This is a genomic window from Streptomyces sp. TM32 (genome assembly GCF_004122755.1).
Lineage (GTDB): Bacteria > Actinomycetota > Actinomycetes > Streptomycetales > Streptomycetaceae > Streptomyces > Streptomyces sioyaensis.
Map to the genome: position 1 here is coordinate 1 of NZ_SDIG01000187.1, position 11880 is coordinate 11880.

General features: G+C 73.5%; 9 protein-coding genes. 5 read left to right on the forward strand and 4 right to left on the reverse strand.

What is annotated here, in order from left to right:
- Positions 1–162 precede the first annotated feature (162 nt).
- Both EST92_RS27695 and EST92_RS27700 read left to right on the forward strand, forming a co-directional pair.
- A complete protein-coding gene (locus EST92_RS27695; protein WP_129247985.1) occupies positions 163–918 on the forward strand; it encodes a methyltransferase in 756 nt (251 codons plus the stop codon).
- A gap of 258 nt (positions 919–1176) precedes the next feature.
- Positions 1177–1590: a DUF3040 domain-containing protein gene (locus EST92_RS27700; RefSeq protein ID WP_129283478.1), complete on the forward strand. Its 414-nt coding sequence runs from the start codon at positions 1177–1179 to the stop codon at positions 1588–1590.
- A 329-nt stretch (positions 1591–1919) separates the two neighbouring features.
- Here the strand turns inward: EST92_RS27700 and EST92_RS27705 are convergent, their stop codons facing one another.
- From EST92_RS27705 to EST92_RS27720, 4 genes are all read right to left on the reverse strand, one after another.
- Positions 1920–4340 (reverse strand): DUF3488 and transglutaminase-like domain-containing protein, encoded by a 2421-nt coding sequence (locus EST92_RS27705; RefSeq protein ID WP_129283479.1) that lies wholly within the window; start codon positions 4338–4340, stop codon positions 1920–1922.
- Between the two features lie 124 nt (positions 4341–4464).
- Positions 4465–5841, reverse strand: coding sequence for a DUF58 domain-containing protein (locus tag EST92_RS27710; protein ID WP_129283480.1), 1377 nt, complete (start codon positions 5839–5841; stop codon positions 4465–4467).
- Positions 5841–6860 (reverse strand): MoxR family ATPase, encoded by a 1020-nt coding sequence (locus EST92_RS27715; RefSeq protein ID WP_129283481.1) that lies wholly within the window; start codon positions 6858–6860, stop codon positions 5841–5843. The genes EST92_RS27710 and EST92_RS27715 overlap by 1 nt, the downstream gene beginning before the upstream one ends.
- 277 nt (positions 6861–7137) lie before the next feature.
- Entirely contained in the window at positions 7138–7698 is a 561-nt protein-coding gene (locus EST92_RS27720; RefSeq protein WP_129283482.1) for a carbonic anhydrase, read from the reverse strand.
- Positions 7699–8214: 516 nt separating this feature from the next.
- Here EST92_RS27720 and rsmH point away from each other — a divergent pair.
- Genes rsmH through EST92_RS27735 form a run of 3 tightly spaced genes read left to right on the forward strand, consistent with a single transcriptional unit; the run spans position 8215 to position 11817 of the window.
- Positions 8215–9186: a 16S rRNA (cytosine(1402)-N(4))-methyltransferase RsmH gene (rsmH, locus tag EST92_RS27725; RefSeq protein WP_129283483.1), complete on the forward strand. Its 972-nt coding sequence runs from the start codon at positions 8215–8217 to the stop codon at positions 9184–9186.
- Positions 9183–9737 carry a septum formation initiator family protein gene (locus EST92_RS27730; RefSeq protein WP_129283484.1) on the forward strand — a complete coding sequence of 185 codons (555 nt, stop codon included), beginning with the start codon at positions 9183–9185 and terminating at the stop codon, positions 9735–9737. The genes rsmH and EST92_RS27730 overlap by 4 nt, the downstream gene beginning before the upstream one ends.
- A 7-nt stretch (positions 9738–9744) precedes the next feature.
- Entirely contained in the window at positions 9745–11817 is a 2073-nt protein-coding gene (locus tag EST92_RS27735; RefSeq protein ID WP_129283485.1) for a penicillin-binding protein 2, read from the forward strand.
- Positions 11818–11880: the final 63 nt, after the last annotated feature.

An 11880-nucleotide genomic window follows, 5' to 3' on the forward strand; every position in this document is an offset into this window, starting at 1 on the left:
CTGTGGGAGGCTGCCCCGGGGTCGAAGGCCCGGGGGAGGAAAGCAAAGCCCCCGCCCCACCCCGCACACACGACGTACGGCTCCGCAGGCGGCGCACGCCGCCGGACGGAATAGGGTGGTGGACGCCTAGACGTTCATGCCCCCGCCGAGGAGCCACCCGCCGTGTCTGACCCGCTGCGCCCCCGCGCATCCCTTCGTACCGCCGTGGTCTGGGAGGTCCTCAAGGACGCCCTGGAGCGCCGGGTCAAGACCGCCGGGCGCGATGTCCTGGACGTCCTCGACACCGGCGGCGGCACCGGCAACTTCGCCGTGCCGGTCGCCCGCCTCGGCCACCGCGTCACGGTCGTCGACCCCAGCCCCAACGCCCTCTTCGCCCTGGAACGCCGGGCCGCGGAGGCAGGTGTCGCCGACCGGGTACGCGCGGTCCAGGGCGACGCCCACGGCCTCTTCGACGTCGTCGAGCGCGGCGGCTACGACACCGTGCTCTGCCACGGCGTGCTGGAGTACGTCGACGACCCGGCCGAGGGCGTCCGCAACGCCGTCGACGCGCTGCGCCCGGCCGGCACCCTCAGCCTGCTCGCGGCCGGCCTGGGCGGCGCCGTCCTCGCCCGCGCCCTCGCGGGCCACTTCACCGAGGCCCGGCACGCCCTCACCGACCCCGCAGGCCGCTGGGGCGAGGGCGACCCCGTCCCGCGCCGGTTCACCGCCGACCAGCTCACGGACCTGGTGTCCGCCAGCGGTCTGCAGGTCGGCGCGGTCCACGGCGTACGGGTCTTCGCCGATCTGGTCCCCGGTGTGCTGGTCGACACCGAGCCGGGCGCCATGGAGGCCCTGCTGAAGCTCGAAGCGGCCGCCGCCGAGCAGCCCGCGTTCCACTCGGTGGCCACCCAGCTGCACGTCCTCGCGGAGCGCGACTGACCCACGCGGCACGAGCGACTACCGCGTGCAGTCGGCCACAGACCACCCGATCAGCCCCTTCGCCCCGTATGATCGGGGTACGACGTTCCGGCATGACGGACAGGCGGGTGGGGAATGCAGGCAGCATCGCCACCGGTCTCCTCGGCGGCCCGGACAGTGAACTGGCGTCGAGGGGCGGGTTTCACGGGGGCGATTCCCTGCCTATCCTGAAAGGGTCGCACCCGGTCGCCCCCCGCGACCGACGAGTAGGAGGACTCCGTGCCGCTCTCGGAGCACGAGCAGCGCATGCTCGAGCAAATGGAGCGAGCGCTGTACGCCGAAGATCCCAAGTTCGCGACAGCGCTTGAGGGAAGCGGGCTGCGCACGTACACCCGGCGACGGGTCTACCAAGCGGTCGCGGGCTTCCTGGTGGGCATCGCCCTGCTCATGGCCGGCATGGTCGCGCAGCAGATCTGGATCAGTGTGGTGGGCTTCCTCGTCATGCTCGGCTGCGCAGTGCTGGCGGTCACCGGCTGGCGCAAGGCCCCCCGGCAGGGCCAGCAGCCGTCGTCCGGCACGGGTCCCGCAGGCGGCGCAGGTGCACCGGCACGCCGGCCCAGGCAGCGGCGCTCGATGATGAACCGTATCGAGGACCGCTGGCAGCGCCGCAGGGACGAACAACAGGGCCAATGAGCCGACGGATCGACACGGTGACGGGCCTCCCTGAGGGTTCTCTGAGCCCCTCCGGTGCCGTCATACGCGAGCCCTCCTTCACACCCCCGAAGCGGCCTTCCGGCCGCTTCCGTCTTTTCCGCCCCTCGCCAAGTTGCGGCTCCTCGCGTCTTCGCGCAGCATCCCCCCGCACAAGTCTCCGCAGCACGCAGACCGAAGGCCGCGGTTGCGGTTGCGGTTGCGCTGAGTGTGTCGTGGACGGCGAGCGGGCTCTCTGCCCGCAGGCCGCGGTTCGCCCGCCGGCGAGCCGACGGCCCGCTCTATACCGGTGCTTCGGCCCAGCGCGGACGCTATGCCCGCCGTCGGCCCGGCCGTAGGACCGTCACCGTGCGCCGCGTCAGGGCGACCGGGCGGCTGGTGCGGCACCGGAGCAGGAGGGCCGTCCAGCGGGCGGACCAGGCCCGGCCCAGGCGGGCCGCCGAGCGCGGGGCGAGCCGGGCGCGCAGCCGCAGCGCACGGGGTGCGCCGGCCCGCAACCCGGCCCGGACCTGCTGTACGTCCGTGGCGAGGCCGGACACCGGCTGCGGTTGCGGGGCGTACAGGACCTGTTCGACCGCTGCCGCAACCCGGTGGGCGGCCGCGGCGGGCTCCGGTTGCAGTTCTCCGATGCTGATGATCCGTGCCGCCGCCTTGCGTGGCGTCAGTGATTCGTCCGGCAGGATGCCGAAGTCCCAGGCGGTGTCCAGCAACTCCCGCCAGGCGGCGAGGGTGCCGGCCGTGCGGTCCCCGTCCGCGCCCGTGGCCGCCAGCCGTCTGGAGCGCGTACGCAGTCGCCACAGCAGCGGGACCGCGGGCAGCAGCAGGACCAGCAGGGCGGCCGACACGATGCCGGCGATCGCCCAGGGGGACGTGCCGCCGCCTGGCGGGCGGGCACCGGACTCCGCGGGGAGTGTGATGCATGCCGATCCGCTGCCGGGCCGCTGTTCGTCCGGGCCGCAGGACGGGTCCGCGGACGGACCGCCGTCCGAGGGGGCAGCGGACCGGGAGGGCTCGGGGGCCGGGTTGCCCGGCTCGGCCGGGGCCGAGGTGTCGGGGTAGGCGTAGTCAGGGATGCTGCCTCGGCTCGGGGTCGGCTCGAAGCGGGTCCAGCCGACGCCCTGGAAGTACAGCTCGGGCCAGGCGTGGGCGTCCTTGAGGCCGACCGAGGTCGTGCCGTCCGGCTGCTTGGTGCCCGGGGTGAAGCCCACGGCTACCCGGGCCGGAATGCCCAGCGTCCGGGCCATCGCGGCCATCGAGAACGAGAAGTGGACGCAGAAGCCCTCCTTTTGCCGCAGGAACCGGGCGATGGCCTCGGAACCGCTGCCGGCCCGGACCTCCGTGTTGTAGGTGAAGCCGCCGTTGAGCGCGAACCAGTCCTGGAGCTTGACGGCCTTGGCGTAGGCGGTCGGTGCGCCGTGGGTGACCCGGCGGGCGGTGCTGCCGACGACCGGGGGCAGGGAGTCCGGGACCTTGGTGTACTCGCGCAGCAGCTTGGCGGGCGGCGCCGGGGCGGCGGCCAGCTGCCGGGACGTGGGCCGCAGCTGCAGGCTCTCGACCTGGTATTGCAGGCCGTGGGTGTTCTGGCCGCGGTCCCCGACGAGCGTGCGGCCCTGGGGCTCGAAGCGCCAGCGCCCGGAGATGTCCACCTTCGACGCCGGGTAGGGGAGCGGCAGCCAGTTCTGGGCGTACCACTCGGCGGTCGAGATGGAGGTGTTGACGTGGTTGACGTCGACCGAGGAGCTGAGGCCGGGCGGCCGGGGAAGCTGCTCGGGGACGTCCGTGACCGTCCGCTCGGAGGGCTTCCAGGTCGTGCCGTCGAACTGGTCCAGGGCGACGATCCGCAGATACATGTCGCGGGAGTCGGCGGCGGTCGTGCGGTAGTTGAGGACTTCCTTGTCCTCGGGCTGATTGAGGCTGTCCTGCAGCGACACCAGTGGGTTGACCGCGGAGATCGTGCCGCCGCCGCTGCCCGGCCCCCCGCCGCTGGCGGAGCCGCCGAACAGCCCGTCGCCCAGGGAGGGGAGGAGGGCGGGTACCACCACCGCGATGCCGAGCACGAGCGCGCCGATCCTGCGGCCCGTACGCACCGGGGCCGGCGTGGGCCCGCCGACGGCGAAGCCCCGCGTGCGCTCCGCGCGGGCGCCGAACACCCGGCCCCACTGGGAGAGCCGGTCGCGGCCCTCGGCCAGCAGAAGCAGCAGGTAACCGGCGGCCGCGATCAGGAACCGCAGCCGGCCCGCGCCGCCCTGGGAGAGCCCCGCCGCCACCGAGTAGAGCGCCAGCAGCGGCAGCCCGGCGGGCGCGGCGCTGCGGTACGTGACCGCCAGCGCGTCCACGAGCAGGCCGATCAGCAGTACACCGGCGATCAGCAGCAGCCGGATGCCGGGGGTGACGGGGGCGGGGATGGCATAGCGGCCGACGTCCCGTACGCCGGCGTGCAGCAGCCGGCCGAATTCCGCGAGGGCGTCGGGGCCCGGCAGCAGGCCGAGGATGGCCTCGCCCGGCGCGAAGAACAGGGTCATCAGCAGCACGGCGACCAGAGCCTGTACGCCGATGACCAGTGGCCCGGCGAGGGGGGCCCGGCGGGCGGCCGCGCCCGCGCCGGTCACGACGGCCAGCAGGAAGGCCGCCTGGAGCATCCAGTCGATCGGCTCCACCAGCGGCAGCAGCGCGCCGGCGGCACACAGGGTGGCCACCGCCGCGCACAGCGCCAGCCGCGCCCGGCCGCTCATGCGTGGTCCCCCCTTGGCTCCGGACCGGCCGGGCACGGCCTGCGCCGACCGCCGCTCCGGTTCGTGCTCCCACCACGGCGGGCCGGCCCCGGCCGCCTCTCCCGCGCAGGCGTCGGGCACCCGTTCATGGCCGGCCCCCTGCCACCGTCTCCGCCGCGTCCGCCTCCGCCGCGTCCGCCGGGCGCTGCTGCCCGGCCCCCGCCCGCCACAGGTCGGCGAGCGCGTCCCCGGGGGTTACCGGCAGCGCCGTCCAGCCCGCCTGCCGCAGCAGCCGCAGCCGGTCGGCCACCGGGACCTGGCCGGGGGAGAATCTGAGGCCGCCGGGGCGGCGGGTGAAGGCGTCGCCGTCCAGGACGAACGCAACGGCCGCACCGCAGCGCTGCCGCATCCGCCCGGCCACCGCCGCCTGCTGCTCGTCCAGGTCGCCGAAGAAGGCGACCAGCAGTCCTTCGTTGCTGCCGCGCAGGACGTCGTACGCCGCCGACAGGCCCTCTTCCTCGGACTGCTCCACGACGGCGAGGGTGTCCAGCACCAGGCCCGCGGCATCGGCCGATTCCGTGCCGCCGCCGAAGCCGCCGGCGCCGTCGGGGGCCGGGACCGAGGTGCCGGTGTCGGTCAGCAGCCGCACCGAGAAGCCGCGCTCCAGCAGATGCACCGCACTCGACGCCGCGCCCGTCACGGCCCACTCGAAGGCCGAGTCGGGACCCGCACCCGGGTGGGCCGTCTCGCGGGTGTCGAGCAGGATCGTGCAGCGTGCCTTCTGCGGCTGCTCCTCCCTGCGGACCATCAGCTCGCCGTGGCGCGCGGTGGAGCGCCAGTGGACCCGGCGCAGATCGTCGCCGTGCCGGTAGCCGCGCGGAATGACATCGTCCTCCCCGGCCAGCGCCAGCGAACGCTGCCGTCCCTCGCCGTAGCCGGCGGCCTCGCCCGTCAGACGCACCGGCGGCAGCGGCTCGACCCGCGGTACCACCGTGAGGGTGTCGCAGGTGCTGAACGAGCGGGTCAGCTCGCACATCCCGAACGGGTCGGACAGGCGCAGCTGCAGCGGGCCCAGCGGATAGCGTCCGCGCAGGTCGGAGCGGACGCGGTAGGAGACCTCACGGCGGCCGCCGGCCTCGACCCGGTCCAGGACGAAACGCGGCCGGGGGCCGAGGACGTACGGCACGCGGTCCTGGAGCATCAGCACCCCCGTCGGCAGCCGGGAGACGTTCTCCATCCGCAGCCGGACCCGGGACTCGGCGGCCGCGGGCACCCGGGCCGGGGAGAGCGCGCGGCTGCCCGCGACCCGGTAGCGGGTGCGGTGCAGGACCAGGACGCACACCAGCGGCAGCGCGGCGAGCAGCAGACCGACCCGCAGCAGATCCGGCTGTCCGAGGAGGAAGGAGCACACCGCGGCGGCCATCCCGGCGGCCAGGAACGATCTGCCGCGTGTCGTCAGCCCCGAGAGGGCCGCCCGCAGTCCGTCCCGGTCCGGCGGCCCCCCGCTCCCCCCCTCGGACATCACAACCCCCGTACGCCGGGCGGCCGCTGACCGGGTGTGCGCCATGGCTGCACGGACGGATCGGGGACCGGGACGCGCTGCAGGATCTCCCGGACGATCTGTTCGGCCGTACGGCGGTTCAACTGGGCCTGGGCGGTGGGCAGCAGCCGGTGGGTGAGCACCGGCACCGCCAGCGACTGGACGTCGTCCGGGAGGGCGTACTCCCGCCCCAGGAGCGCGGCACCGGCCTTGGCGGCGCGCAGCAGATGGAGGGTGGCGCGCGGTGAGGCGCCGAGCCGCAGCTCGGGGTGGCTGCGGGTGGCCGCGACCAGATCCACGGTGTATCTGCGCACCGTTTCGGCGACATGGACCTCGCGCACCGCTTCGGTCAGCTTCACGATCTCGTGGGCGTGTGCGACCGGCTGGAGGTCGTCGAGGGGCGAGGCGCCGCCGTGCACGTCCAGCATCTGCAGCTCGGCCGCCGGGCTGGGATAGCCGATCGACACCCGCGCCATGAAGCGGTCCCGCTGGGCCTCGGGGAGGGGATAGGTGCCCTCCATCTCGACCGGGTTCTGAGTGGCGATCACCATGAACGGGCTGGGCAGTTCGTAGGTCTGCCCGTCCATCGTGACCTGGTGCTCCTCCATGGACTCCAGGAGCGCCGACTGGGTCTTGGGCGAGGCGCGGTTGATCTCGTCGCCGATCACGATCTGGGAGAAGATCGCGCCGGGCTTGAACTCGAAGTCCCGCTGCTGCTGGTCGAAGATGCTGACGCCGGTGATGTCCGAGGGCAGCAGGTCCGGGGTGAACTGGATGCGCCGCACCGAGCAGTCGACGGAGCGGGCCAGTGCCTTGGCGAGCATGGTCTTGCCGACGCCGGGCACGTCCTCGATGAGCAGGTGTCCCTCGGCCAGGAGCACGGTCAGTGCGAGCCGTACGACCTCCGGCTTGCCCTCGATCACGCCCTCCACCGACCGGCGGACCCGCTCCGCGGTGGTGGTCAGATCGCTGAGGCTCGCTCGTTCGTCATACGTCGTCACTCGGCCCTCCTCGGCCCCGCACCACGGGCGCGTGCCCCCTCTTCGGACCCGGCCCACCTCGAAAGCGCGCATCGCGCCCGGCCACGGCCGGGACGACGTCACGTACGCATTCTTGCCGCCCGCGCGGCTTCGCGTCATGACCTGTGGATAACTCACAAGGTTATCTCGCGGCTTTCCCGGCTTTCCGGGCGAACCCGCCCTTCCGGTCCGGCCCCCGCCCCGGCAGAACCGGAAGAACCGGTAGAACTGCCAGGACCGGCCGGACCGGTGCGGCACCTCAGTGCTGCGGATCGATCTCCCGCAGCAGGCCCGTCGTCACATCGAAGACGAAGCCGCGGACGTCGTCGGTGTGCAGGAGGAAGGGCGAGGTACGTACCCGCTGCATCGACTGCCGCACGTCCTCGTCGAGGTCCTTGAACGCCTCGACCGCCCAGGTGGGACGCTGTCCGACCTCGGCCGCCAGGTCATGGCGGAAGTCCTCGGTCAGGCTGAGCAGGCCGCAGTTGGTGTGGTGGATGAGGACGACCGAGCGGGTGCCGAGCGCCCGCTGGCTGATCGTCAGGGACCGGATGATGTCGTCGGTGACCACCCCGCCGGCATTGCGGATGGTGTGGCAGTCGCCGAGCTTCAGGCCGAGGGCGGCGTGCAGGTCGATCCGGGCGTCCATACAGGAGACGACGGCGACCTTGCGGACGGGCCGGGCGTCCATTCCGGGGTCGGTGAACGAGGTGGCGTAGCGCCGATTCGCCTCGACGAGACTGTCGGTGACGGTGCCGGCGGCACCGTCGGCGGCGCTGTCGGAGGACGGGGGCAGCGGCTGCGATGCAGGTATGGACATGGAATCACCGTAATAGGCGTCGGCTCGTCCGGCCGCATGAGAGGTCGGGCATAGGGGGCGACATCACTCCTTGTGAGGTAACCCACAGGTCCGTCCGTACCCCGCCGTCCGGGTGAGCGGCCCCGGGAAAGCCGGCGGGAAGGACCGCGGCAAAGCCGTCGCAGGACGCGCGGAACCGGTTGATTGACCGGGGCAGCCGGTGGACTAAAGTGGCGCGAAGTGGGAGGCGTGACGCTCTCCTTGGATACCGGATTCCTCGCGTGCGCGCATCGTACGTACGGCTCGGCCTCCTCCCGCTCCCATGGTCTTCCGACGTCACTTCCCCGTCGCCGGAGGGCCACTTCCCCTTCAGAGCGGGCGGGGACCAAGCGGTACGTGCGGCATCCCCCAGCCAGCGGCCGGGGACCCACCTGCCGCCCAGCCCATCGGAAGGCACATGAGCGAGCGTAGCGAGCGAACCAGGAAGAAGTGCGCGCTCTGCGCGGGCAGGCGGGCCGGGCGCGGCGGGGCCGCCGTATGAACAACAGCAGCACCCGTCACGTCCCCGTCATGCTCCAGCGGTGCCTGGACATGCTCGCCCCCGCGCTCGCCGAGCCCGGCGCGGTCGTCGTCGACTGCACGCTCGGCCTCGGTGGCCACAGCGAGGCGCTGCTCGCCACCTTCCCGGCGGCCAGGCTCATCGCCCTCGACCGCGACCCGTCGGCCCTGAAGCTCGCGGGCGAGCGGCTCGCCCCGTACGGCGAGCGCGCCACCCTGGTGCACGCCGTCTATGACGAGCTCCCCGAGGTCCTCGACCGGCTCGGGACCCCGCGCGTCCAGGGTGTGCTCTTCGACCTCGGGGTCTCCTCCATGCAGCTCGACGAGGCCGACCGCGGCTTCGCGTATGCACAGGACGCCCCGCTCGACATGCGGATGGACCAGACGACCGGCATCAGCGCCGCGGAGGTCCTCAACACCTACGCGCCCGGTGAGCTGGTCCGGATCCTGCGCTCCTACGGAGAGGAGAAGCAGGCCAAGCGGATCGTCGAGGCCGTCGTGCGCGAGCGCGCCAAGGAGCCGTTCACGACCAGCGCGCGGCTGGTCGAGCTGATCCGTGACGCGTTGCCGCAGGCCGCCAAGCGCACCGGCGGCAACCCCGCCAAGCGCACGTTCCAGGCGCTGCGCATCGAGGTCAACGGGGAGCTGCAGAGCGTGGAGCGCGCCGTTCCGGCGGCCGTGAAGGCGCTCGCGGTGGGCGGCCGGATCGCCGTGCTTTCCTACCACTCGCTGGAGGACCGGCTGGTCAAGCAGGTCTTCGCGGCCGGAGCCGCCAATACGGCGCCGCCCGGGCTGCCGGTCGTCCCCGAGCGCTACCAGCCCCGGCTCAAGCTGCTGACCCGCGGCGCCGAGCTCCCCACGGAGGAGGAGATCGCCGAGAACCGCCGCGCCGCCCCCGCCCGGCTGCGCGGCGCGGAGCGCATCCGCGAGTACGTCGAGGACACCGCATGAAACGCCAGGGGAGGCCGCGCGGCAGGCAGTACCGCCTCGCCGCGCTGCTCCCCTCCGGGGCCGGCGGGCGGGGGACGGCGGCGCGCACGCCCTTCGTGTTCCTGATCGTCGTCCTGCTCGGCTCCGGCCTGATCGCCCTGCTGCTGCTCAACTCCGCCCTCAACCAAGGCTCGTTCGAGCTGAGCAAGCTGGAGAAGAAGACCGACGAGCTGACGGACGAGCAGCAGGCCCTGCAGCAGGACGTGGACGCCTACTCCGCGCCGGACGCGCTGGAGCGGCGCGCCCGGGCGCTGGGAATGGTGCCGGGCGGCACCCCGGCGTTCCTGCTCCCGGACGGCACGGTCCGCGGCCGGCCGAGCAAGGCCACGTCGACGGGGGCGCCGCTGAGCAGCTCCGCCGAGCCCTCGACGGCGGGCGTCCCCGGCCGTACCGGCCCGTCCGCGTCGCCGCTCGCGGCCGCCGGGGTGCCGGGACCGGACGGCGCGCCGGCGCCCTCGCCCGCCGCCCTGCGCGCCCCGTCCGCTCCCTCCCCGACGACCGCCGGCAGGTGAGCGCGGCATGACCGAGCCCAGGGACCCCCGCCGGGTGCCGCGCCCCGCCCAGCGCGGCGGTCAGGGAACAGGCCGCTCCGGTCGACCGTCCGCCGGCCGGAGCCCGGGGGCCCGGCCGGGCCCGAAGCAGGGCGCCCCCAAGCAGGGCGCCCCGAAGCCGGGCACCCCGAAGCCGGGCACCCCGAAGCCGGGCACCCCGAGGCCCGCGGCCCGGCGGCCCGCCGCCCGCCCCCGCCCCGGGCAGCCGGTGCTCCGCCTCGGCAGCCCGCGCCCCCGGCTGCGGCTGATCGCCCTCGGGCTGACGCTGATCATGCTGATCTTCGTGGTACGGCTCTTCCAGGTGCAGGCCGTCGATGCCTCGGCGTACGCCGCCAAGGCCAACGAAAACCGCTACGTACCGGTCAAGCTGGCCGCCGAGCGCGGTGCGATCACCGACCGCAACGGCGTGGACCTGGCCACCACCGTGGACGCGTACGACATCACCGCCGACCCCAGCCTGCTGGCGCCCGCCAAGACCAAGATCGGCGACGCGCCGCGGCGGGCCGCCGCGCTGCTCGCCCCGATCCTCGGCCAGGACAAGGCCACCCTCGCCCGGAAGCTCGATCAGCCCACGGTGCGCTATGTCCTGCTCGCCCGGCAGCAGAGCCCGCAGGTCTGGAAGAAGATCAAGGACCTGCGCGCACGCCTCGACGCCAGGGCGGCCGCCGCCCCCAAGCGCGCCCCCCGTCCCGACGTCCTGGTCGGGATCTTCGCCGACAAACACAGCCGGCGCCTCTACCCGAACAAGGACCTCGCCTCGGGCGTCCTCGGCTTCGTGGGCAGCGACGGCAAGGGCGGCGGCGGACTGGAGGCGCGCCTGAACAAGCAGCTGGCGGGCAAGGACGGCAAGCTCGTCTACGCCCAGTCCGGCGGCCGCCGGGTGCCCACCGGCGACACCCAGGAGCACCCCGCCGTCCCCGGCAGCGACGTCGAGCTGACCCTCGACCGGGACATCCAGTGGGCGGCCCAGAAGGCCATCACCGAGCAGGTCGCCCGCTCCCGGGCCGACCGCGGCTATGTCGTCGTCCAGGACAGCCGCACCGGCGAGATCCTGGCGCTCGCCAACGCGCCCGGCTTCGACCCCAACGACATCGCGAAGGCCGAGCCGGAGGCGCTGGGCAACGCCGCGCTGTCCGACGCCTTCGAGCCGGGCTCCACCAGCAAGCTGATGTCGCTGGCCGCCGTCCTGGAGGAGGGCGTCGCCACCCCGTCCACCCGGGTCACCGTGCCCAACCGGCTGCACCGCGGCGACCGGCTGTTCGCGGACGACGTCGACCACGCCACCTGGCACCTGACGCTCAACGGCGTGCTCGCCAAGTCCAGCAACATCGGCACGATTCTCGCGGCCGGCCAGCTCGGCAGGACCCAGCCGGAGGCCAACCGGGTCCTCTACTCGTATCTGCGCCGGTTCGGGATCGGGAAGCCGACCGGCCTCGGGTTTCCCGGCGAGACCGACGGCATCCTGGCCAAGCCGCAGAAGTGGAACACCTCGCAGCAGTTCACCATCCCGTTCGGCCAGGGGCTGTCACTCAACGCCGTCCAGGCCGCCTCCGTCTACTCCACCATCGCCAACGGCGGCGAGCGCATCGCCCCCTCCCTGGTCCGCGGCACCACCGGCCCCGACGGGAAGTTCGTTCCGGCGCCCCGGCCCGCCAAGAACCGGGTGGTCAGCCGGAAGACCGCCACCACGCTCGCGACCATGCTCGAATCGGTGGTCGACGACGAGGCGGGCACCGGCGCGAAGGCGAAGATCGACGGCTATCGGGTCGGCGGCAAGACCGGCACCTCCAACCGGGTGGACCCCCGGACCGGCCGCTACCACGGCTACACCGCGTCCTTCGCCGGCTTCGCCCCCGCCGACAAGCCCCGCCTCACGGTGTACTGCGCCGTACAGAACCCCACCGCGGGCAGCTACTTCGGCGGTCAGGTCTGCGGCCCGATCTACCAGCAGGTCATGGCGTTCGCGCTGAAGACCCTCCAGGTACCTCCGACCGGAGCCAAGCCCCCGCGGCTGCCGGTCACCTTCACGCCAGGCCAATGAAATCGAGGCAATTCCGCCGTGACGACCATCACCCCCGACGGCACCCCGGACGGCACCCCCACC